At 65.1% G+C, this 21335-nt stretch carries 18 protein-coding genes and 1 other RNA gene; 5 read left to right on the plus strand and 14 right to left on the minus strand.

Features of this window, described 5'->3' with window-relative positions; all coding sequences use genetic code 11:
* Positions 1-13 precede the first annotated feature (13 nt).
* Positions 14-1801 carry a lipid A export permease/ATP-binding protein MsbA gene (msbA, locus tag OOB33_RS14895; RefSeq protein WP_271009247.1) on the minus strand — a complete coding sequence of 596 codons (1788 nt, stop codon included), beginning with the start codon at positions 1799-1801 and terminating at the stop codon, positions 14-16.
* 38 nt (positions 1802-1839) lie between these two features.
* Here msbA and OOB33_RS14900 point away from each other — a divergent pair, with 38 nt between their 5' ends.
* Positions 1840-2994: a glycosyltransferase gene (locus OOB33_RS14900; RefSeq protein ID WP_271009248.1), complete on the plus strand. Its 1155-nt coding sequence runs from the start codon at positions 1840-1842 to the stop codon at positions 2992-2994.
* Here the strand turns inward: OOB33_RS14900 and OOB33_RS14905 are convergent.
* The 13 genes from OOB33_RS14905 to gyrA form a co-directional block, all read right to left on the minus strand.
* Entirely contained in the window at positions 2984-4036 is a 1053-nt protein-coding gene (locus tag OOB33_RS14905) for a glycosyltransferase family 2 protein (protein WP_271009249.1), read from the minus strand. The two genes, OOB33_RS14900 and OOB33_RS14905, sit on opposite strands and share 11 nt — an antisense overlap.
* On the minus strand, positions 4033-5007 hold the full coding sequence (locus OOB33_RS14910) for a glycosyltransferase family 32 protein (protein WP_271009250.1): 975 nt from the start codon (positions 5005-5007) through the stop codon (positions 4033-4035). The genes OOB33_RS14905 and OOB33_RS14910 overlap by 4 nt, the downstream gene beginning before the upstream one ends.
* On the minus strand, positions 5004-5726 hold the full coding sequence (locus OOB33_RS14915) for a glycosyltransferase (RefSeq protein WP_333780332.1): 723 nt from the start codon (positions 5724-5726) through the stop codon (positions 5004-5006). Before OOB33_RS14915 ends, OOB33_RS14910 begins: the two co-directional genes overlap by 4 nt.
* Positions 5727-5838: 112 nt before the next feature.
* Positions 5839-6996, minus strand: coding sequence for a lipopolysaccharide assembly protein LapB (gene lapB, locus OOB33_RS14920; RefSeq protein ID WP_102770218.1), 1158 nt, complete (start codon positions 6994-6996; stop codon positions 5839-5841).
* Positions 6986-7294, minus strand: a complete 309-nt coding sequence (locus OOB33_RS14925) for a LapA family protein (RefSeq protein WP_102770219.1) — start codon at positions 7292-7294, stop codon at positions 6986-6988. The genes lapB and OOB33_RS14925 overlap by 11 nt, the downstream gene beginning before the upstream one ends.
* A 98-nt stretch (positions 7295-7392) precedes the next feature.
* A complete protein-coding gene (locus OOB33_RS14930) occupies positions 7393-7713 on the minus strand; it encodes an integration host factor subunit beta (RefSeq protein WP_102770220.1) in 321 nt (106 codons plus the stop codon).
* Positions 7714-7949: 236 nt separating this feature from the next.
* The gene (gene rpsA / locus OOB33_RS14935; protein WP_102770221.1) at positions 7950-9656 is read right to left on the minus strand and encodes a 30S ribosomal protein S1; all 1707 of its coding nucleotides are present in this window, start codon (positions 9654-9656) and stop codon (positions 7950-7952) included.
* Between the two features lie 156 nt (positions 9657-9812).
* A complete protein-coding gene (locus tag OOB33_RS14940) occupies positions 9813-11840 on the minus strand; it encodes a bifunctional 3-phosphoshikimate 1-carboxyvinyltransferase/cytidylate kinase (protein WP_271009252.1) in 2028 nt (675 codons plus the stop codon).
* Positions 11841-11913: 73 nt separating this feature from the next.
* The gene (locus tag OOB33_RS14945) at positions 11914-12792 is read right to left on the minus strand and encodes a prephenate dehydrogenase (protein ID WP_271009253.1); all 879 of its coding nucleotides are present in this window, start codon (positions 12790-12792) and stop codon (positions 11914-11916) included.
* 14 nt (positions 12793-12806) lie between these two features.
* Positions 12807-13913 (minus strand): prephenate dehydratase, encoded by a 1107-nt coding sequence (pheA, locus tag OOB33_RS14950; protein ID WP_171826111.1) that lies wholly within the window; start codon positions 13911-13913, stop codon positions 12807-12809.
* Positions 13906-15036 carry a 3-phosphoserine/phosphohydroxythreonine transaminase gene (serC, locus tag OOB33_RS14955; RefSeq protein WP_271009254.1) on the minus strand — a complete coding sequence of 377 codons (1131 nt, stop codon included), beginning with the start codon at positions 15034-15036 and terminating at the stop codon, positions 13906-13908. Before serC ends, pheA begins: the two co-directional genes overlap by 8 nt.
* 146 nt (positions 15037-15182) lie before the next feature.
* Positions 15183-15800, minus strand: coding sequence for a DUF2059 domain-containing protein (locus OOB33_RS14960; RefSeq protein WP_223696556.1), 618 nt, complete (start codon positions 15798-15800; stop codon positions 15183-15185).
* A gap of 2 nt (positions 15801-15802) precedes the next feature.
* Positions 15803-18481: a DNA gyrase subunit A gene (gene gyrA / locus OOB33_RS14965; RefSeq protein ID WP_102770446.1), complete on the minus strand. Its 2679-nt coding sequence runs from the start codon at positions 18479-18481 to the stop codon at positions 15803-15805.
* 263 nt (positions 18482-18744) lie between these two features.
* Here gyrA and ompA point away from each other — a divergent pair, with 263 nt between their 5' ends.
* The 4 genes from ompA (at position 18745) to ssrA (ending at position 21317) form a co-directional block, all read left to right on the plus strand.
* Positions 18745-19395 (plus strand): outer membrane protein OmpA, encoded by a 651-nt coding sequence (ompA, locus tag OOB33_RS14970; RefSeq protein WP_102770226.1) that lies wholly within the window; start codon positions 18745-18747, stop codon positions 19393-19395.
* A gap of 134 nt (positions 19396-19529) precedes the next feature.
* On the plus strand, positions 19530-20231 hold the full coding sequence (ubiG, locus tag OOB33_RS14975) for a bifunctional 2-polyprenyl-6-hydroxyphenol methylase/3-demethylubiquinol 3-O-methyltransferase UbiG (RefSeq protein ID WP_394341048.1): 702 nt from the start codon (positions 19530-19532) through the stop codon (positions 20229-20231).
* Between the two features lie 11 nt (positions 20232-20242).
* The gene (gph, locus tag OOB33_RS14980) at positions 20243-20932 is read left to right on the plus strand and encodes a phosphoglycolate phosphatase (protein ID WP_243392932.1); all 690 of its coding nucleotides are present in this window, start codon (positions 20243-20245) and stop codon (positions 20930-20932) included.
* 13 nt (positions 20933-20945) lie between these two features.
* Positions 20946-21317, plus strand: a transfer-messenger RNA (tmRNA) gene (gene ssrA / locus OOB33_RS14985).
* The last annotated feature ends 18 nt before the right edge of the window (positions 21318-21335 follow it).

The raw sequence follows: 21335 nt of genomic DNA on the forward strand, positions 1-21335 counted from the left end.
CTCACCCCGGGGTTCACTCGCCGTTCTGTGCCCGCACCATGGCGGCATAGGCGCCGTCGCGGGCCAGCAGCTCGGCGTGGCTGCCCGATTCGCTGACGCGACCCTGGCTCATGACATGGATCTGGTCGGCGCTGCGGATGGTGGACAGGCGGTGGGCGATCACGATCAGGGTCTTGCGGCCCTGCCACATCTCCAGCGCCTGCTGCACGGCGCGTTCGCTCTCAGTGTCCAGGGCCGAGGTGGCTTCGTCGAAGACCCAGATCGGCGCGTCGCGGTAGAGCGCGCGGGCGATCGCCAGGCGCTGCCGCTGGCCGCCGGAGAGCTTGCTGCCGTTGGCACCGATGAGGGTGTCCAGGCCTTCGGGCAGCTGCTGCACAAAGTCCCACAGATGGGCGGCGCGCAGGGCTTGCTCCAGCCGCGCCGGGTCGCGCGGCTGGGCGTAGGCAATGTTCTCGGCCACCGAGGCATCAAACAGCACGATGTCTTGCGACACCACGGCGAACTGGCGGCGCAGATGGGCCCGCTTGAGCTCGGCGATGTCCACGCCGTCGAGCAAGACCTGACCCTGGTCGGGCGTGCCAAAGCCCAGGAGCAGGTGGATGATGGAGCTCTTGCCCGCGCCGGAGGATCCGACCAGGGCGGTGGTCTGGCCCGGTGAGAAGTGCAGGTTCAGCCCGTCCAGCGCGGGGCGCTCGCTGCCCGGGTATTGCAAGCGCACCTCGCTCAACTGCAGCTCGCCGCGGCATTGCTGCAGCTCACGCTGGCCACGGTCGGGCTCGGCTGGCATGTCCAGCAGCTCCAGGCAGCCGCGCGCGATCACCAGGGCATTGGTGATGGGCTGGGCCAGATCGCTGAGGTGGCGCAGGCGCGAGGTCAGCAGCAGCAAGGCGGTGACGAAGGCGGCAAACTCACCCACGCCGGTGTTGGCTTGGCGCGCCTGCAACAGGGCCACGCAGATGATCAGGGACAGGCCGACGCTGGCGATCAGCTGCGACAGCGGCTGGCTCAAAGCGCCGGCGGCCACCGCCTTGAGGCTGCTGCGCTGCAGTTCGCGCGCGCGATCGGCAAAGCTCTTGCGCTCATGCTCGACCGCATCGAAGCTGCGCACCACGCGCCAGGCGCGGGTGATGTCGTCGACCTTGTTGACCAGCTGCAGCTGGGCCTCGTAGCTGCGGCTGGACATGGCGCGCACGCGCTGGTTGACCTTCTTCACCACCACGGCCATCAGCGGCGTCACCACCATGGCCAGCAGGGTCAGCTGCCAGTTCATGTAGAGCAGGGTGCCCAGCATGGCCAGGGCCGGCAGGCCGTCGCGCAGCACGGTGATCAAGGTATTGCCCAGCAGCGAGAGGATCTGCTGCGGATCGTTGACCACCTTGGTCACCGCCGTGCCCGGCTGCAGGCTGGTGAAGACGCGCGCATCGGCCTTGAGCAAGGCCTCCAGCAGGGCGGCGCGGAAATCCATGACGCTGCGGCTCAGCGTCCAGTGAAACAGATACTGGCCGAGGAAGCCAAACAGGCCGCGCACCGCGAACAGGCCGATCAGCGTCACCGGCACCCACCAGACGCTGAAGGCATCCCGGGCAAAACCATCGCCGAACACGTACTTGATCAGCTGCGGAATCAGCGGTTCGGTGGCCGCAGCGCCGATATAGGCCAGGATGGTCAGCGCCAGGCCGCCGCGGTAGGGCCGCACGAACTGACGCAGGCGTTTCGCGATCTCACGATCGGTTTGTGGGGCGAGGTCGCCGGGTTCAACGGGCGGCGTGCTGGAGGAGGGCTCGGGAACAGGCGCGGTCATAGCCTCGGATTGTCGCCGCTGTTCCTATACTGCCGGGCATGACCGATTCCCCCCGTTCCGCATCCGCCACAGGCCCAGCGTCGACCAGTTCACCCTTGCGCGTGCTTCATTTCGTCACCGGCGGTTTCTCAGGCGCCACGCAGGTGGCCGTGGATCTGGCGGCCTCGGGCGCGCAGGAAGCCGGAATGCAGACCTTGCTGGTCTTGCGCAGCAAGCGCAGCACCGAAGCGGCCCGGGTTCAGGCGCTGCGAGATCGGGGGCTGGATGTGGAACTGGTGCCGGGCTGGTCGCATCTCGCGACCTTGTGGGCGTTGTGGCGTGTGTGCCAGCGCTGGCAGCCACATCTGCTGGTCGCGCATGGTTTCCCCGAGCATCTGCTCGGCCGCTGGGCAGGCTGGTGGGCGAGGGTGCCCGTGCTGGTTCAGGTGGAGCACAACTCACGCGAGCGTTACAGCCCCTGGAAGCTCTGGCAAGCGCGTCGCCTGAGCCTGCACAGCGCGCGCTTGGTCGGCGTCTCCGAGGGCGTGCGGCAGCAGCTCTTGAAGCTCGGCATGCCAGCTGAAAAAACCCAGGCCATTCCCAACGGGGTGAATCTCGCGCCCTTCGCTTCGGCGGGCGAACGCGATTGGGCACAGCGGCAGCCGGGCATTGTCATGTCGGCGCGCTTCGCGCGTCAGAAAGATCACCTGACGCTCTTGCGGGCTCTGGCGCTTTTGAAGGCGCGTGGCTTGCGTCCCTCGCTGCTGCTGGCCGGCAGCGGCAAGCCCGGCTATCGACGCCGTGCCGAGGCCGAGGCAGCGCGCCTGGGTTTGCGTGATCAGGTGCAATTTCTCGGGCATCACGCGGGCATGCCGGAACTGCTGATGAGCCAGCGCATCTGTGTGCTTGCCACGCATTACGAAGGCATGCCACTGGCTCTGGTGGAGGGCATGGCTGCAGGCTGCGCCTGCGTCGCCTCTGATGTGGCCGGTGTCAGCGAGGTTTTGCAGTCAGGGCACACGGGGCTCTTGGTGCCTGAGAACGATGCCCAGGCTCTGGCCGATGCCTTGCAAAAGGTGCTGGAAGACGAGGACTTCGGCGCCCGCCTCGGTCGGGCCGCACGAGAGCGGGCCTTGCAGGAGCATGGCCTGGATTTGATGCGGCAACGCTATGCCGCGCTGTTTCGCAGCTTGGCGGCGCCGCTCAGCCGGTGAAGCGGGCGCCGGCCTGCCGCAACCAGTGGGCCAGCCGCAGGCCTCGCCAGAACCAGCCGCGCCGCCAGCAGGCGCGCAGCAGCTGCTGCGGCGCCAGCGGCGAACTGCGCTCGAAATCGGCCCGATAGTCACGCAACAGCTGTGAGCGTGCCTCGTCGCTGAGCTCACGGCTGCGCTGTGCAAAACGGCAGGCCGTGACAAAGGTTCGTGCGGCGTACTGTGCCAGGGCCTGTTCGCCGCCTTCGTGGTGCACGCCTGCAGCACGCAAGCGTTGGGGCAGGCCGACCAGGGCGCCCATCATGTCCTGCACCTTGCGGGTGTTCATGCTGGCCAGGATGCTGCCTTCGCGTTGTCGATAGGCGACGCACACCCGTGGCAGGTGGCTGTAGCTGCGGCAGCGCAGCAGCAGCTCAGGCGTGGTGTACATGTCTTCAAAGTAGCGGCCTTCGGGGAAACGGAGATCGCTGCCCCAGATCTCGCGCTTCGCGATCTTGCTCCAGCTGTGTAGCAAACCTTGGCGGAATACCCCTTCGAGCAAGGCGCCACGGTCTTGCAGTCGCTGGGCGGGAGTGCCTGCGAAAGTCCGGCGGTGCAATTCACCGCGCAAGCGGTGCTTGAGCCGTTCCCGTTCGCGCAGCACCCGGAAATCGACCAGAACCAGATCCGGGCTTTGCAGTTCGCGAATCTGGCCGGCCAATGCCGCGAGCGCCCCGGGCATCAGCAGGTCGTCGGAATCGAGGAACCAAAGGTAGGCTCCCTGGCTGGCTTCGAGCAAGCTGTTGCGTGCGGCGCTGAGGCCGCGGTTGCGCTCATGGCGGAGCAGGCGCAGCGGATGAGGCGATTGCGCCGCCAGCGCTTCCATCAATTGCGCCGAGCCGTCGCTGGAGGCGTCATCGAGCAGCAGGATTTCAACCCCGTTCAGTTCTTGCGAGAGCACCGAGTTCAGGCACTCGCCGAGGTAGGCCTGGACGTTGTAGACCGGGATCAGGATGCTGAGCCAGGGATTTGTGCCGGAACTGGGTGTGGATTGAGCCGGGTTCATGGTGGGCTCGCTGGCATCAGCTGCGCCAGGGCGCTGGAGGGCAGGACAGGTCGTCGCGCCAAGCCTTGTTCGAGAACCCGGCGGTCAGGGCCGCGAAGCTTGATCAAGGCAGGGAGTCGGGCGGGGCAGGGGGTCAGGGCCAGGCGGGCGTAGAGATGACGCTTGCGCCAACCCAGGGCTGCATGCAGGGCGTAGGCCGAATCCTCGGCGCGCAGCAGGGCGAGGCGGAAGCGCTGCGGCTCACGGTCCAGCAAGTCCGCCACGGCCACGTGCATCAGCAAGTAGCGCTGAAAGTCAGGGGTCAGGTCTTGCACCACACGTTCGAAGCGTCCCTGGTCTTGCAGCGATTGCAGCAAGGATTCGGCACCGATCTGCAAGGCATGGTCCAGGGCTTGTGCCCAGGCTTTGGCAAAGCCGCTGCCGGGCACGGCCGCCAGGAACCAGTTTTCGATCAAAGGCAGCTCGGGGCGGTTGCTGTATCGATCGATGTAGAAACCGACGAACTCGGATTGCTGCGCTTGTTGAGCTTGGTGCACCCAATCCAGGTTCTGGCTCAGCAGTGTGGAGGCATCCATCCAGATGCCGCCATGGCGGGCCAGCAACTGGATGCGCAGCCAGTCTGCCTGGCGGTAGGCGGGCAGGGCATCAAAGCAGGCGCCCAGCGCCGAGGCCGGAAACCAGCGCTCCAGCGTGGATCGCTTCAGCAGGCGCAACTCATGGTCGGGCGCCAGGCGCTGCCAGTTGGCCAGGCACTGCTGGATCAAAGGTGGAGGCTGGTCCTCGTTCCAGTAGGTCCAGATGATCTTGGGGATGCGCGCTCGCGAGGGCTGTGCGTCCGCGCCAATCAGTTGCTGCCGCACCTGCAGCGGTGCCTGGGCGCGCAGCACGCGCAGCAGTTCGCGCAGCGCCAGGCCCAGAGCCAGCAGCAGGCTCAGGCCAACGGCCAAGCCCATCCATTCCAGGCTGCTCATTCCCGCCAATGCTGGGCGATCCAGGGCGCTGGCTTGGCGTGGCGCCAGTTGCCATTGGTGCGGCCTTCCAGGGCGTCCGGCGGGTTCATCACGCCGTGGAAGATCAGGATGCGCGCGCCGTGCGGGATGAAGGGCTCGCGCCAGTAGCTGCTCGGCCAGAAGGGGATGCAGTGGTATTTGTAGCTGGCACACCAGCTGGCATCCCAGTAGCGGACCTTGCCCTGCTTGTGCAGAACGGCAGTCAAGAAGGCTTGTTCGTTGCGGAAATCGGCCTTGGCTTGAGCCTGGTTCTCGCGGAACTGCTGCAGCACATCGGCATGCGCGCCCAGCTCGAAGCGGTAGACCGAGGAGTTGCCGGTGATGCGCCAGGGGCGCTTCCAGTCGTGGATGATCAGGAACTCGCCCGGCACCTCGAAGAAGGGCGTGATGTCATCGACGATCACCACATCGAGGTCGAGGAACAGGGCCGTGCCCTTGAGCCCATGCAGGTCAGCCTCGAAGGTGGTCAGCTTCTTCCAGCCGCGCTCGGGCTCGCCATTGGGCAGTGTCAGCTCTGGGATGGGTAGGCATTGCACCTCGGCGCGGATGCCTTCGCTGCGGTCCGTCAGGCAGACGAAGTTGAATTCGCCCTTGAGGTGGCGCCGCACCATGGCGTAGAGCCGGTTGACGTATTCGGGGCCGTACTTGGTGCCCCATTTCATGCAGATGACGATTCTCATTGGAGCGACTTTGCAACTCTTCTGTATTCCCGAGCGGCACCCACGGAACCGGCTTGGCCGGGCCGTCGGGTGCGCCCCCTTGAGGGGGCCGGCGAAGCCGGTAGGGGGTGGGTCATAACTCTTCGACGTGGCGCGGCGGGTAGGTGTCCCAATTGAGGCAGCCCGGGCATTGCCAGAAGTAGTGCTGGGCTTCAAAGCCGCAGGCGGCACAGCGGTAGCGCTGCAAGGGGCGCGCGGCGCGCTCCAGCGCGGTGTTGACGAGCTGGGCTTCGTCCTCGCTGAGCTGGCTGTGGGATTGTTGCAGCAGGCCGCGCGCGGCCGAGAGATTGCCTTGCTCGCGCAGATGCTCTTGCAGGCGCTGGCGCTGGGCCGGGCCATCAGGGTCCAGCTTGGCGATGGCCGCCAGCAGATGCATGCCGGGCGCCCGCTGGTACTGGGCGCTCAGCGCCGCCAGCGCGCGTGAGCGCGTGTCCGGCTGGCCCTGGGCCAGGGCCGCATCGGCGTAGTCCCGTGCCACGAGATTGAAGGCCTCGGGGTTGAGCGTCAGCAGCTCGGCATAGGCGGCCATGGCGGCTTCGTGCTGGCCGGCGCGGGCCAGCATCTGGCCGCGCAGCACATGGGCGCGTGCCGACTGCGGGGATTGCTGGCGTGCTTCATCGAGCAGGCGACCGGCTTCAAGCAGGTCTTGCTGGGCCTGCGCGGCCAGGGCCAGTTCGCAGAGGTAATGGGCAATCCGAGCGGAGAAGGAGGCGGTGCCGCTGCGCTCCAGCTCACGCGCCACCTCGACGGCACGGCGCCAGTCGCGCGAGCGCTCGAACAGCGAGAGCAGGGCCAGCTGCGCCTCGTTTTCGTAGGGCGTGCCGCGCAGGGCGAGGTAGGCCGCCTCGGCGCGGTCGAACAAGCCGGCTTTGAAGAAATCCTGCGCCAGGGCCGACTGCGCGCGTTCGCGCTCGGCCCGCGGCAGGTCGCCGCGTTGCAAGAGGTGCTGGTGCACGCGCACCGCGCGCTCGTACTCGCCGCGGCGGCGGAACAGATTGCCCAGGGCGAAGTGCAGCTCGGTGGTGTCGGGGTCGTTCTGGACGGCCTCGATGAAGGCGTCGATGGCTTTGTCCTGCTGCTCGTTCAGCAGCAGATTCAGGCCTTTGAAATAGGCCTTGGGCGCGTCGCGCTGCTCACGTTTCCACTGGCGGGTGTCCAGTTTGGAGGCCAGCCAACCCAGCGCGAAGGCGATCGGCAGGACCCAAAGAAGCCAGCGAAAGTCAAATTCCATCGTGCAGGGCGGGGCCGTTCAAAGGGTCGTTGGGGGCAGCGCTGGCCGGCGGGGTGCTGCCATCGGGGTTTGGAGCGATGCGCTTGGCCACGCGGCGGTGCTTCCACCAGGCCGGCACCATGGCCAACACACCCACGGCGCAGCCGAGGCCAAAAGCCAGCAGCACGATGATCACCAGAGGGGCACGCCATTCGTGGCCGAAGAACCAGCGCACGACGCTCTCCTGGCTGTTGTTCAGCGCGAAGGCGAAAAGCGTGAAGAAGAGGAAGGCCCGCAGGAGCCAGACAAGGATTCGCATGGAGCGATGATTCTAGTGCGTGGCCGCGGGCTGCCACGCTGCTGGCGCGAGACACTGTGGCGGCGCGAGAGGGCGCCCGCCGCAGGTCCATGGGGTACTCAGACCTTGGCGGCTGCGGCGTAGTCGGCGGCTGCCGAGCTGTTGGCGTCCACCGCCTCGCGCAAGGCCTTGCCGGGCTTGAAATGCGGCACCAGCTTTTCGGGGATCAGCACCTGCTCACCGCTGCGTGGGTTGCGGCCCATGCGGGGCGGACGGCGGTTGACCTGGAAGCTGCCGAAGCCGCGAATCTCGATGCGGTGGCCGCGCGCCAGGGCGTCGGACATTGCGTCCAGAATGGTCTTGACGGCGAACTCGGTGTCGCGCTGGGTCAGCTGGCCAAAGCGGTCGGCCAGCAGGGCAACGAGGTCGGATCGGGTCATGGGATGCGGGGTCCAGTGGGCACAGGGGTTCTCATAAAAAAGGCCCGCACTCCTTGCGGAGGGCGGGCCTTTGGGATGTTGAGGCTTTGCAGTCTCAGCCAAGTAGCTGGTATTGCGACTTGGCCTTCGCTAGCCACAAACTCCTTCCGGAGTTTGCGTGCGAGCTCAGCCATTTCGCTGGTATTGCGAATTGGCCTTCGACAGGCATGAGTCCCTTCCGGGACTCATGTCCGGTCTCAGCCCTGGTTGTCCAGCTTGGCGCGCAGCAGGGCGCCAAGGCTGGTCGTGCCGGCGTTTTCACGCTCGGCCGAGGCCGACAGGCGCTGCATGGCTTCTTGGTTGTCGGCGTTGTCCTTGGCCTTGACCGACAGCTGGATGTTGCGGGTCTTGCGATCCACATTGATGATCAGGGCGGAGACTTCGTCGCCTTCCTTCAGCACATTGCGGGCGTCTTCGACGCGGTCGCGGCTGATTTCGGAAGCGCGCAGGTAGCCCAGCACTTCGTCAGCCAGTTCGATCTCGGCGCCACGGGCGTCCACAGTCTTGACCTTGCCGGTCACGATCTGGCCGCGGTCATTGACCGTGGTGTAGGTCGTGAACGGGTCGCTGTCCAGCTGCTTGATGCCCAGGGAGATGCGCTCGCGCTCGACGTCCACGGCCAGCACCAGGGCTTCGACTTCCTGGCCCTTCTTGAAGTTGCGCACAGCAGCTTCGCCGGTTTCGTTCCACGACAGGTCGGACAGGTGCACCAGACCGTCGATGCCTTGGGCCAGGCCCACGAACACGCCGAAGTCGGTGATCGACTTGACCGGACCCTTGACGCGGTCGCCGCGCTTGACGGTTTCAGCGAAATCTTCCCAAGGATTGGCCTTGCACTGCTTCATGCCCAGGGAGATGCGACGCTTGTCTTCGTCGATTTCCAGGACCATGACTTCGACTTCATCACCCAGGGTGACCAGCTTCGAAGGCGCAATGTTCTTGTTGGTCCAGTCCATTTCGGACACGTGCACCAGACCTTCGATGCCCGGCTCGATTTCCACGAACGCGCCGTAGTCAGCGATGTTGGTGATCTTGCCGAACAGGCGGGTGCTGGTCGGGTAGCGGCGAGCCACGCCGAACCACGGATCGTCGCCCAGCTGCTTCAGACCCAGCGAAACGCGGTTCTTCTCAGCATCGAACTTCAGGATCTTGGCGGTCAGTTCCTGACCGACGGTGACCACTTCGCTCGGGTGACGGACACGGCGCCATGCCATGTCGGTGATGTGCAGCAGGCCGTCGATACCGCCCAGGTCCACGAAGGCACCGTATTCGGTGATGTTCTTGACCACGCCCTGAACGATGGCGCCTTCGGCCAGCGTTTCAAGCAGCTTGGCGCGCTCTTCGCCCATCGAAGCTTCGACCACAGCACGGCGCGACAGCACGACGTTGTTGCGCTTGCGGTCCAGCTTGATGACCTTGAACTCCATGGTCTTGCCTTCGTACGGGCTCATGTCCTTGACCGGACGGGTGTCCAGCAGGGAACCCGGCAGGAAGGCGCGGATGCCGTTGACCAGCACGGTCAGGCCGCCCTTGACCTTGCCCGACACGGTACCGGTCACGAAGTCGCCCGACTCCAGTGCGGTTTCCAGCGACAGCCACGAGGCCAGACGCTTGGCCTTGTCGCGCGACAGGATGGTGTCGCCGTAGCCGTTTTCGATGGCGTCGATCGCCACGGAGACGAAGTCGCCGATTTGAACTTCCAGCTCGCCCTGGTCGTTCTTGAATTCTTCGATGGGCACGTAAGCTTCGGACTTGAGGCCTGCGTTCACAACCACAAAGCTGTGTTCCACACGCACCACTTCGGCGGAGATGACTTCGCCGGCGCGCAGGTCAGAGCGCTGCAGCGATTCCTCGAACATGGAGGCGAACGATTCGCCGAAAGATGCGGTTTGGGTTTGGGACATGGTGTTTCCTGTGCCAGCGGATCAAGGCGTTTGACCGGCGGACGATGGGTGCTAGGCCTTGCGGCTTCGCGGGTTAGGTTGTAGACAAGACCGGTCTTGATGAACTGACGTTCGGAAGGGAAGACCGGTCCGGCGTGGACATGAGTCGTTTGCGGATCAACGCTGGTCTGCAAACGACCCCGCTTGGGCCCACCAATCCAGCACCAGATCCTTTGATTCCTCAATGGACAGGGCGGAGTTGTCGAGCTCGCGCGCATCTGCGGCAGGGGCTAAAGGCGAGGCCTTGCGGGATTTGTCCTGCAAGTCACGCGCCTCCAAATCTTGACGCAAGCCCGCGATGCTAGCCGAAATCCCCTTGGAAATCAATTGCTTGTAGCGCCGCTCGGCCCGTGTGGCGGCGCTGGCGGTCAGGAAAACCTTGAGCGGTGCGTCGGGGAAGATGGCCGTGCCCATGTCGCGGCCATCGGCCACCAGGCCGGGCAGGCGGCGGTAGTCCAGCTGCAGCTGATGCAGGGCGTGGCGCACCTCGGAGTGCGCTGCCACCTTGGAGGCGAGCAGACCGGTGGTTTCCAGGCGCAGGGCGTCGGTGATGTCGTCGTCGCCCAGCAGCACGCGCCCACGGCTGAAGTGCAGGTCCAGGCGTGCGGCGATGGCGGCTACAGCCTGGCCGTCGTCCAGATCGGCGCCGGCCCGCTGGGCGGCCAGGCCGCTGGCGCGGTAGAGCATGCCTGAGTCCAGCACCACATAGCCCAGAGCCTGCGCCACCTCGTCGGCCAGCGTGCCCTTGCCCGAGGCGGTGGGGCCGTCTATGCAGATGACCGGGATGTCCTTGCTGCGCGCCTTGGCCACGCTGAACAGAGTTTCGAAATAGTCCGGAAAAGTTTTGGCCACGCAATGCGGCTCCAGAATGCGCACCGGCACCGAGGGCGTGGTCTTGCCGACCACCAGGCCGTTGAAGGCGGCCAGCGAAAAGCACATGGCCACGCGGTGGTCGTCGTAGGTGTGGATGGCGGCGGCCTGCCAGCTCTGCAGCGGGTGCACGCGCAGCCAGTCCGGGCCTTCTTCCACTGTGGCGCCCAGCTTGCGCAGCTCGGCGGCCATGGCGGCGATGCGGTCGGTTTCCTTGACCCGCCAGCTGGCGATATTGCGCAGGGTGGTCGGCGAGTCGGCGTAGAGCGCCATCACCGCCAGGGTCATGGCCGCGTCGGGGATGTGGTTGCAGTCCAGCTCGATGCCGCGCAGCGGCCAGCTGCCGCGGCGCACTTCCAGCCAATTGGGTCCGGCTTCCACGCGCGCACCCATGGCTTGCGCCGCCTCGACAAAGCGCACATCACCTTGCAGCGAGGCACTGCCCACGCCTTCGATGCGCAGCGGCGCCTCGGTGGCGGCCAAAGCCCCAAGCGCCACAAAGTAGGAGGCCGAGGACGCATCGCCTTCGACATGCACCGCGCCGGGCGAGCGATAGCGGCTGCCGGCGGGGATCGTGAAGCGCTGCCAGCCCTCGCGCTCGACGGCGATGCCGAAGCGCTTGAGCAGTTCCAGCGTGATGTGGATGTAGGGCTTGGAGATCAGCTCGCCCAGCACCTCGATGACGATGGGCTGCTGCTGTGCCACCAGGGGCAGGGCCAGCAGCAGGGCGGTCAGGAACTGGCTGGACACATCACCGCGCACCTGCACCGGCGCGCTGAAGTCCAGGGCCGAAGGCCCGCTCAGGCGCAGCGGCGGATAGCCTTCCTGGCCCAGGCATTCGATCTGGCAGCCGCGCGCACGCAGGGCATCGACCAGGTCGCCGATCGGGCGCTCGTGCATGCGCGCCACGCCGCTCAGCTCGAAGCTGCCGCCTTGCGTGGCGGCCAGCAGGGCCAGGGCGGCGGTCAGCGGCCGCATGGCGGTGCCGGCATTGCCGAGGAAGAGCTGGGCAGCGTCGACCTTCAACTGGCCACCGATGCCGGTGACCTGTAGCACGCCGTGGTCCGAGGTTTCCAGGCGGCAGCCCAGGGCCTTGAGCGAATCGAGCATGACGGCGGTGTCGTCGCTGTCCAGCAGGTCGTGGACTTCGGTTGTGCCCTCGGACAGGCCGGCCAGCAGCAGCACGCGGTTGGAGATGCTCTTGGAGCCCGGCAGGCGCACGGTGCCGGCGGCACTGCGCAGTGGCGGCAGGTCGAGGAAAGGGATCTTGTACATGGCGGACGGACGAGAAAAGCGGTGGTGCCGCCCGCGGCGCGGGCCGGCCGATTACTTGGGCACTACTTGGGCGCTATTTAGGTACACGCGGCGCGGCCAGCTGCCACTGGCTGCGGGCATCCGAAATCAGTCGGATGCGGGCCTCCAACGCGGCGGCGTCATCATTCTTGAGCAGCGCTTCCAGCGCGTCGAGCGCCTGACGGAAGCGCTGCGATTGCACCAGCACCTCGGCCTTGTTGGCCATGAGGATGTCGCGCCAGACCGTGGGTTCGCTGGCGGCGATGCGGGTGAAATCGCGGAAGCCTGGGCCAGCCAGGCTGAGGTAGTCGCGGCCGGCCGGTTGGGCCGCCACCGACTGGAAAAAGGCGAAAGCCAGCAGATGCGGCAGATGGCTGACGGCAGCGAAGGCCGCGTCGTGGTTCTGCGGCGTCATCTTGAGCACCTGCGCACCCAGGGCCGACCAGACATCGGTGGCTTTTTGCACCAGGGCCGGCCGGGTTTGCGGCAGCGGCGTCAGGATGACCTGGCAGTCCTGGTACAGATTGGCGTCGGCGTTCTGCACCCCGCCCGATTCCTTGCCGGTGATCGGGTGGGCCGGCACAAAGGAATCGATGTGCTTGCCCAGGGCTTGCTGCGCGGCGCTGACCACATCGCATTTGGTCGAGCCCACATCCATCAGCAAGACCTTGGGGCTGATCAGATGGCGGATGGCTTTGAGGGTGGTCTCGGTGGCCGAGACCGGCACGGCCAGCAGCACGATGTCGGCGCCCGAGACGGCCAGCAGGGCCGACTCGGCCACCTGGTCGATCACGCCCAGGCGCTTGGCCATCTCGGTGGTGGAGGGCGATTTGCTGTAGCCCACCACATGTTTGACCAGGCCGGCTTTTTTCATGGCCAGGGCAAACGAGCCGCCCATCAGGCCGCAGCCGATCACGCCGAGTTGGTTGAACATGGGTGCTGGCTCCCTCAGGCCTTCAAGGGGTAGGCGCCGATGACCTTGAAGAAGGCGCAGGACTCGCGCAGCTCGGTCAGAGCCGCGGCCACATGGGGCTCGGACGGGTGGCCGTCGAGATCGATGTAGAAGTAGTAGTCCCACTGGCCGGTGCGGGCCGGGCGCGATTCCAGGCGTGTCATCGACACGCCGTGGGTCTTCAGCGGCACCAGCAGGTCGTGCATGGCGCCAGGGCGGTTGGGCACCGAGACGATCAGGCTGGTGCAGTCGCGGCCGGTGGCCGGCGGCGTGGCCATGGTCTGCGGCAGGGTGATGACGGCAAAGCGGGTGCGGTTGTAGGCCTCATCCTGCACCGCATGGGCCACGATGTGCAGGCCAAACAGGGCGGAGGCGCGCTCGCTGGCGATGGCGGCATAGGCCGGGTTGGCGGCCGCGAGGCGGGCGCCTTCGGCATTGCTGGAGACGGCGCGGCGCTCGGCGTTCGGCAGGTGCTTGTTCAGCCAGTTCTGGCATTGGGCTAGGGCTTGCGGATGGGCCAGCACAGCCTCGATGCCCTGCAGGCTGTTGTCCTTGCGCAGCAGGTTGTGGCGGATCAGCAGGCTGACCTCGCCGACCACATGGGTGGGGGTGTGCAGGAACAGGTCCAACGAGCGGGTGACCACGCCCTCGGTCATGTTCTCCACGCCGACCACGCCGTACTGGGCGCTGCCCGAGGCGGTGGCATGGAAGACTTCGTCGAAGCTGTTGCAGTAGATCAGGTCGGCCGCGCCGCCGAAGTACTCGATGGCGGCCTGTTCGCAGAAGGTGCCAAACGGCCCCAGCACGGCCACGCGCTGCGGTGATTCCAGGGCCAGGCAGGCCGACATGATCTCGCGCCAGATGGCGCTGACATGCTCGTCTTTCAGTGGGCCGCGGTTGGCCTGGCGGATCTTCTCGATCACCTGCGCCACACGGTCGGGGCGGAAGAAGGGCGAGCCTTCGCGGCGCTTGACCTCGCCGACCTGCTCAGCCACGCGGGCGCGGCGGTTCAGCAGGTCCAGCAGTTGCTGGTCCAGCGCGTCGATCTGCTGACGCAGGGTGCCCAGTTCGGGCAGCGGGGTGCTGCCGTCCGTATCAGCCATATTGAGCCTCGAAATCCTTCAGGTAAGCCACCAGGGCTTGCACGCCCTCCAGGGGCATGGCGTTGTAAATCGATGCCCGCATGCCGCCCACCGACTTGTGGCCTTTGAGTTGCAGCAGGTTTCGCGCCTTCGCACCGTTCAGGAAGGATTCGTTCAGCTGCGGCGTGTCGTACGCGCCGCGCAGGTAAAACGGGACATTCATGCGCGAGCGGCACTCGGCCGCCACGCGGTTTTCAAACACCGAAGAGGCATCGAGCGCTGCGTAGAGCAGGGCGGCCTTCTCGATATTGCGCTGTTCGATGGCAGCCACGCCGCTCAGCTCGCCGTGGCGGAAGGCCTTGAGCCACTGGAACACCAGGCCCGCCACGTAGATGCCAAAGGTCGGCGGCGTGTTGTACATGGAGTTCGCCTCGGCCACGGTCTTGTAATCGAAGGCCGAGGGGCAGATGGCCATGGCATGGCCCAGCAGGTCTTCGCGCACAAACACCAGGGTCAGGCCGGCCGGACCGATGTTCTTCTGCGCGCCGGCAAAGGCCAGGCCCACGCGTGACCAGTCGATGGCCCGCGAGAGCACATGGGAGGAGCAATCGACCACCAGCGGCGCCTCGCTGCCGAGCGCACGCAGATCGGGGAGCTCGTGGAACTCCAGCCCGTCAATCGTTTCGTTGGAGCAGATGTGCACATAGGCCGCATCGCGGCGCAACTGCCAGCTGCCGGGTGAGGGCAGGCTGCGGTAGCCGCCCGGGCCGCTGTCGGCAGCAATCTGCACATCGGCATAACGCCGCGCTTCCTGGGCGCTTTTCTTGGACCAGGAGCCGCTGACCACCGCGTCCACCTTGCCCAGGCCCTGGCGACCGGCCAGATTCATGGGCACGATGGCGTTCTCGGCCAGGCCGCCGCCTTGCATGAACAGGATGCGGAAGTGGCTGGGGACTTGCAGCAGTTCGCGCAGATCGCGCTCCGCGGTCTCGGCGATCTCGGTGAACTCGCGGCCGCGATGACTCATCTCCATCACGCTCATGCCGGAGCCGTGCCAGTCCAGCATCTCGCCGGCCACTTGCTGCAGCACGGCTTCGGGCAGGGCGGCCGGGCCGGCGGAAAAATTGAACGGGCGGGAGCTCATCGGATCAGGCCTGGTCGGGTCAACAACAGCGAAATCGGGTGGCGGAGTTGGCGCGGCGGGGCCAGTTGGCCTTTTGCCAAGGCCGGCGTCGGGCGCGCTGATGCGCCTATTGCGTCGGACCTTGGCGGCCTTGCCAGCCAGCTTGATTACTTCTTCGGTGCTGGCGCGGTCGGTGCCGAAGCGGGTCGGGCCGGAATACCCAACTGCTTGGCCACGCTTTGCTGCAAGGCTTTGTAGCGGGTGTCCAGCGTGTTGCCGGTATCGGCCATCAGCTTTTCGGTCAGCGCTTTTTGCATTTCGCCGCCCATCTGGCTGAACTTCTTGTTCACGGGGGACTCCAGCCAGGCCAGCAGCTGCTTGAGTTCGTCTTCCGTGAAGCGTTCGTCCAGCATGGTGCCGATGGTGCTGGGGGCCAGCTTGATGGCGCGGTCACGCAGCATCGGGCCGTTCTCCTCGGCAAACTTCTTGACTTCGGCTTCGATCGACTTGGCGGTCGCTTCGCGCTTTTCGGGCGGCAGTTGCTGCAGGGCGGCACCGGCGCCTTGCATCAGATTGCCCAGCGGGCCTTGCAGCACCGCGCGGGACAGGTTCTCGATGCCGGGTTGCTGCACTTGCAGCAACTTGGCAATCAGCTCCTTCTTGGCGGGCGACGAGGCCGCTGCCGGCGCGCTTTGCGCGTGGCTCAGGCCGGTGCCGACGAGCAGAGCGGCTGCGGCAGCCACGGCCTGGATGGCCTTCAGGGTCTTGATGGACTTGGAGTTCAAGCTTATTCCTTGGTGGAGTCGTCGCTGGCGGCGGCGTCGTCGGCGCCGGTGGAGTCGCCGTCTTCGGGGTTGGAGCTGGCATCGGAGTTGCTGTTGTCAACTGCATCGTTTTCCACGATGCGCTGCAAGCCGGAGAGCTTGCTGCCGTCGTCCAGGGCAATCAGGGTCACACCTTGCGTGGCGCGGCCCAGTTCACGGATCTCCGACACCCGGGTGCGCACCAGCACGCCGCGGTCGGTGATCAGCATGATTTCGTCGTCCGGGCGCACCAGGGTGGCGGCCACCACACGGCCATTGCGCTCGCTTTGCTGGATCGCGATCATGCCCTTGGTGCCGCGGCCATGGCGGGTGTATTCGACGATGGCGGTGCGCTTGCCGTAGCCGTTTTCGGTGGCGGTCAGCACGCTCTGGTTTTCGTCTTCGGCCACCAGCATGGCGATCAGGCGCTGCTCGGGTTCCAGCATCATGCCGCGTACGCCGCGGGCGGTGCGGCCCATCGGGCGCACATCGTCTTCGTCAAAGCGCACGGCCTTGCCGCCATCGCTGAACAGCATCACATCGTGCTTGCCGTCGGTCAGCGCGGCGCCGATCAGGTGGTCGCCTTCGTCCAGGTCCACGGCGATGATGCCGGCCTTGCGCGGGTTGCTGAAGTCCTTCAACGAGGTCTTCTTGACCGTCCCCATGGCCGTGGCCATGAAGATGAAGTGATCTTCGGGGAAGACCCGGAACTCACCGGTCAGCGGCAGCACCACGGTGATCTTTTCGTCCTGCTGTAGCGGGAACATGTTGACGATGGGCTTGCCGCGCGAGGCGCGCGAGCCCTGCGGCACTTCCCAGACCTTGAGCCAGTAGACGCGGCCGCGGTTGCTGAAGCACAGGATCCAGTCGTGGGTGTTGGCGATGAAGAGCTGGTCGATCCAGTCGTCATCCTTGGTCTGCGTGGCCTGCTTGCCGCGACCGCCGCGCTTTTGCGCGCGGTATTCGCTCAGAGCCTGGCTCTTGATGTAGCCGGTGTGCGAGAGCGTCACCACCATGTCGGTGGGTGTGATCAGGTCTTCCGTGCCCAGTTCCTGGGCGTTGTGCTCGATGGTGCTGCGACGTGCGCCGACCTTGGTCTGGCCGAACTCCTGGCGGACCTGAACCAGCTCTTCGCTGATGATGGCGGTGACGCGGGCGGGCTTGGCCAGGATGTCCAGCAGATCGGCGATCTGGGCCATCACATCCTTGTATTCGCCGACGATCTTGTCCTGCTCGAGGCCGGTCAGGCGCTGCAGACGCATCTGCAGAATTTCGCTGGCTTGGTCGTCCGAGAGGCGGTACAGGCCGTCATCCTGCATGCCATACATGGTCGGCAGGCCCTCGGGGCGGAAGGCGTTGCGGCCGCCGGGCGTGTCGCCCTCGGCACGCGACAGCATCTCGCGCACCAGCGAGGAATCCCAGCTCTTGGCCATCAGCGCCGCCTTGGCGACCGGCGGCGTCGGCGAGGTCTTGATGGTCTCGATGAACTCATCGATATTGGCCAGAGCCACGGCCAGGCCTTCCAGCACATGGCCGCGCTCACGCGCCTTGCGCAGGCTGAAGATGGTGCGGCGGGTGACGACTTCGCGGCGGTGCTCCAGGAAGACCGTGATCAGGTCCTTCAGATTGCACAGCTTGGGCTGACCGTCGATCAGCGCCACCATATTCATGCCGAAGGTGTCTTGCAGCTGCGTCTGCTTGTACAGATTGTTCAGCACCACTTCGGGCACTTCACCGCGCTTGAGCTCGATCACCACGCGCATGCCGGACTTGTCGCTCTCGTCCTGGATGTGGCTGATGCCTTCGATCTTCTTTTCGTGCACCAGCTCGGCAATGCGCTCGAGCAGGGTCTTCTTGTTAACTTGATACGGGATCTCGTCAACGATGATGGCCTGGCGGTTGCCGCGGTCGATGTCTTCGAAGTGGACCTTGGCGCGCATCACCACCTTGCCGCGGCCGGTGCGGTAGCCGTCGCGAGCGCCGGACAGACCGTAGATGATGCCGGCGGTCGGGAAGTCGGGCGCCGGAATGATCTCCATCAGCTCGTCGATGGTCGCTTCCGGGTTTTTCAGCGTGTGCAGGCAGGCATCCACCACCTCGTTGAGGTTGTGCGGCGGAATATTGGTGGCCATGCCCACGGCAATACCGGTCGAGCCATTGACCAGCAAATTCGGAATGCGGTTGGGCAGAACCAGGGGTTCTTTTTCCGAGCCGTCATAGTTGGGCCCGAAATCGACGGTTTCCTTGTCGATATCGGCCAGCATTTCGTGGGCGATTTTGTCCAGGCGGATTTCGGTGTAACGCATGGCTGCGGCGTTGTCGCCGTCCACCGAACCGAAATTGCCTTGGCCGTCGACCAGCATATGGCGCATGGAAAAGTCCTGCGCCAAGCGGACGATGGTGTCGTACACCGCAGTGTCACCGTGCGGGTGGTATTTACCGATCACATCGCCAACGATACGGGCGGACTTCTTGTAAGGCCGGTTCCAATCGTTGTTGAGTTCGTGCATGGCGAACAGCACGCGCCGGTGCACGGGCTTGAGGCCGTCCCGTGCATCGGGCAGGGCGCGCCCCACGATCACGCTCATCGCGTAATCGAGATATGAACGCCGCATCTCCTCTTCGAGGCTGATCGGCAATGTTTCCTTGGCGAACTGGGTCATGCGCTTGTGCGCGGCTCCATGGTTGAGATGGGCCTGCATCGTTGAGGACAGAAGCCGCCGATTCTAAAGGCCTGTGGCTGTAGCACCTTTGCAACATTCGTCACTGACCCGGCATAGGAGGCCGCCACAATACGGCGCTATCGGTGCCCTATGGCACAATCGATGAGTCCCTAGGAGAAACCCGTATCAGGGTATCTTTGAGGTTTTTGTTCAAGTACTGGGCACTCGCAGTGCAACTGCGGCATTCCTTGAGAGGAGAATTCATGAAGAAATTGAACCGCGTGGCATCGCTCTTCGCCGTCGCCGCTTTCGCTGCGTCTGGCGCAATGGCGCAGACCGTCGACAACTGGCGCGCCACCGATGGCACCGTGTGGAAGAACGGTAGCAACGAACACTGCTGGCGCGATGCCAACTGGACCCCGGCCACCGCCGCCAAGGAATGCGACGGCGCACTGAAGCCCGCTCCCAAGGCTGAGCCGGCTCCTGCCCCGAAAGCTGCCGCTCCTGTGACCCCGCCACCGGCACCGAAGCCCGCCGTGGTGCCGCCGAAGCCGGTCAGCGAAAAGGTGACTTACGCTGCTGATGCATTCTTTGACTTCGACAAGGCTGTGCTGAAGCCCGAAGCCAAGGCTAAGCTGGACGATCTGTACGGCAAGACCAAGGGTGTGAACCTGGAAGTCATCATCGCCGTCGGTCACACCGACTCGGTGGGTTCGGATGCTTACAATCAGAAGCTGTCGGTGGCTCGTGCTGAAGCCGTCAAGGCCTATCTGGTGAGCAAGGGCGCTGAAAAGAACCGCGTGTACACCGAAGGCAAGGGCGAGAAGTCGCCTGTGGCCGACAACAAGACCGCCGAAGGCCGCGCCAAGAACCGCCGCGTGGAGATCGAAGTGGTCGGTACCCGCAACAAGTAAGTCCTGAGTCGGGCGCGCTGCGCGCCCTCTCAAATCAACCCCGCACGGCTTCGGCTCCTGCGGGGTTTTTTTTATGCCGGCGTGGCTTGAGCCTTTCGCCGAGCTGATGAATCTTTGTTGCTACCATCCGCGCCATGATCAATGCTGACCCTCAAGAGCTCGCCAAGTTTGGTGACCTCGCCCACCATTGGTGGGACACCGAAAGTGAATTCAAGCCGCTCCACCAGATCAACCCGCTGCGCCTGGATTGGATCTCGTCCTATTGCCCCCTGGCCGGCAAACAGGTGCTGGACGTGGGCTGCGGCGGTGGCATCCTGACCGATTCCATGGCGCGCCGAGGTGCCAAGGCGCTGGGTATCGACCTCGCCACCAAGGCGCTCAAAGTGGCGCAGTTGCATGCGATGGAGGCGGGAACTGAGGGCGTCGACTACCGCGAGATTGCGGTGGAGGCCTTGGCCATGGAGCGGCCGGCCAGTTTTGATGTGGTGACCTGCATGGAAATGCTGGAGCATGTGCCCGACCCGGCTTCCGTGGTCCAGGCTTGTGCGGATCTGGTCAAGCCTGGCGGCTGGGTGTTTTTGTCCACCCTCAACCGCAATGCCAAGTCATTTTTGCAAGCGATTGTGGGCGCAGAGTACGTGCTCAAGATGCTGCCCGCCGGCACTCATGAATACGCGCGCTTCTTGCGCCCCTCGGAATTGGCGCAGTTCTGCCGCAATGCGGGCTTGGATCTGCAGGCCAGCCGTGGCTTGGGCTACAACCCGATCCATCAGCGCTACAGCTTGAGTGCCGATACCAGCGTCAATTACATGCTGGCCTGCCGCAAGCCCTCATGAGCAGTGTCTGCATGGCGGAAATGAAACCCGGCCTGCCTTGGTTGAGTGCGAAGGCGGTCTTGTTTGATCTCGATGGGACCTTGGTCGACAGTGCGCCCGATCTTGCGGGGGCGCTCAACGAGATGCGGGTGGCTCGGCAGTTGTCGCCGCTGCCGCTGGAGATGTTGCGCCCCATGGTCGGCGCTGGTGCTCGCGGCATGTTGGGCGTGGGTCTGACCGTCGCACCCCAAGACGAGGGGTACGAGGCCTTGCGGGTCGAATTTCTCGATCGCTACCAGGCTCGCCTGACCCAGGAAACCGTCTTGTTTGATCGAGTCGCTGACCTGCTGGACGGCCTGTCCTCTGCTGGCCTGGCCTGGGGTGTGGTGACCAACAAGGCGGAGCGTTTCGCGCTGCCCTTGACCGAGGCCTTGGGTCTGAAGCAGCGTGCTCTGGCGGTGGTGGGTGGGGACAGCACGCCGCATGCCAAGCCGCATCCTGCGCCATTGCTGGAGGCGGCGCGTCGTGGCGGCATTGCCGCTGAGTCTTGCATCTATGTTGGCGATGATGAGCGGGACATCGTGGCGGGTCGTGCGGCCGGCATGCGTACGGTGGCCGCAGCCTGGGGATATCTGGGGCAGGGCGAGCCGGTTGAGGCCTGGAACGCAGATATTGTTTTAAATTCGCCGATCGAGCTCTTGCAAGTGCTGGGCTTGGCCTAAAATGTGACCCTCTGGGGCCGACCAGGTTTCGACGTGGGTGCGGATCCGGAGTAGGGCATGCCGAGCACCAGTCCGCTCGTAAAACCACTGGAAACAAAGTAACTGCAAACGACTCTACGTTCGCACTCGCCGCTTAATTGCGCGTGAGCTTCTCAACGGTTGGCCAATGGGCCGGGCTCAAGCCGCAAGGCAGAAAGCTGAGAAGTCATTCACATTGGCTGGTTGTCCGCCGGGTCACTCGGCAGGCAACAAGATTCAGTGACTGGCGGGAAAGTTAGCGTGCCGCTGCGCGAACTGACCGTGAGATTCAAATCAGACGGCTACGCATGTAGAACTGCCCGGTGATGGCTTGCGGACGGGGGTTCAATTCCCCCCGGCTCCACCATTTAACGATTTCAGGACG

The organism is Paucibacter sp. B51 (assembly GCF_027863535.1).
Taxonomy (GTDB): Bacteria; Pseudomonadota; Gammaproteobacteria; order Burkholderiales; family Burkholderiaceae_C; genus Paucibacter_A; species Paucibacter_A aquatilis.

Bases quoted from the DNA above. Each gene is read 5' to 3' on its own strand.
- msbA (WP_271009247.1), bottom strand. From the start codon at position 1,801: ATGACCGCGCCTGTTCCCGAGCCCTCCTCCAGCACGCCGCCCGTTGAA.
- OOB33_RS14900 (WP_271009248.1), top strand. From the start codon at position 1,840: ATGACCGATTCCCCCCGTTCCGCATCCGCCACAGGCCCAGCGTCGACC.
- OOB33_RS14905 (WP_271009249.1), bottom strand. From the start codon at position 4,036: ATGAACCCGGCTCAATCCACACCCAGTTCCGGCACAAATCCCTGGCTC.
- OOB33_RS14910 (WP_271009250.1), bottom strand. From the start codon at position 5,007: ATGAGCAGCCTGGAATGGATGGGCTTGGCCGTTGGCCTGAGCCTGCTG.
- OOB33_RS14915 (WP_333780332.1), bottom strand. From the start codon at position 5,726: ATGAGAATCGTCATCTGCATGAAATGGGGCACCAAGTACGGCCCCGAA.
- lapB (WP_102770218.1), bottom strand. From the start codon at position 6,996: ATGGAATTTGACTTTCGCTGGCTTCTTTGGGTCCTGCCGATCGCCTTC.
- OOB33_RS14925 (WP_102770219.1), bottom strand. From the start codon at position 7,294: ATGCGAATCCTTGTCTGGCTCCTGCGGGCCTTCCTCTTCTTCACGCTT.
- OOB33_RS14930 (WP_102770220.1), bottom strand. From the start codon at position 7,713: ATGACCCGATCCGACCTCGTTGCCCTGCTGGCCGACCGCTTTGGCCAG.
- rpsA (WP_102770221.1), bottom strand. From the start codon at position 9,656: ATGTCCCAAACCCAAACCGCATCTTTCGGCGAATCGTTCGCCTCCATG.
- OOB33_RS14940 (WP_271009252.1), bottom strand. From the start codon at position 11,840: ATGTACAAGATCCCTTTCCTCGACCTGCCGCCACTGCGCAGTGCCGCC.
- OOB33_RS14945 (WP_271009253.1), bottom strand. From the start codon at position 12,792: ATGTTCAACCAACTCGGCGTGATCGGCTGCGGCCTGATGGGCGGCTCG.
- pheA (WP_171826111.1), bottom strand. From the start codon at position 13,913: ATGGCTGATACGGACGGCAGCACCCCGCTGCCCGAACTGGGCACCCTG.
- serC (WP_271009254.1), bottom strand. From the start codon at position 15,036: ATGAGCTCCCGCCCGTTCAATTTTTCCGCCGGCCCGGCCGCCCTGCCC.
- gyrA (WP_102770446.1), bottom strand. From the start codon at position 18,481: ATGACCCAGTTCGCCAAGGAAACATTGCCGATCAGCCTCGAAGAGGAG.
- ompA (WP_102770226.1), top strand. From the start codon at position 18,745: ATGAAGAAATTGAACCGCGTGGCATCGCTCTTCGCCGTCGCCGCTTTC.
- ubiG (WP_394341048.1), top strand. From the start codon at position 19,530: ATGATCAATGCTGACCCTCAAGAGCTCGCCAAGTTTGGTGACCTCGCC.
- gph (WP_243392932.1), top strand. From the start codon at position 20,243: ATGGCGGAAATGAAACCCGGCCTGCCTTGGTTGAGTGCGAAGGCGGTC.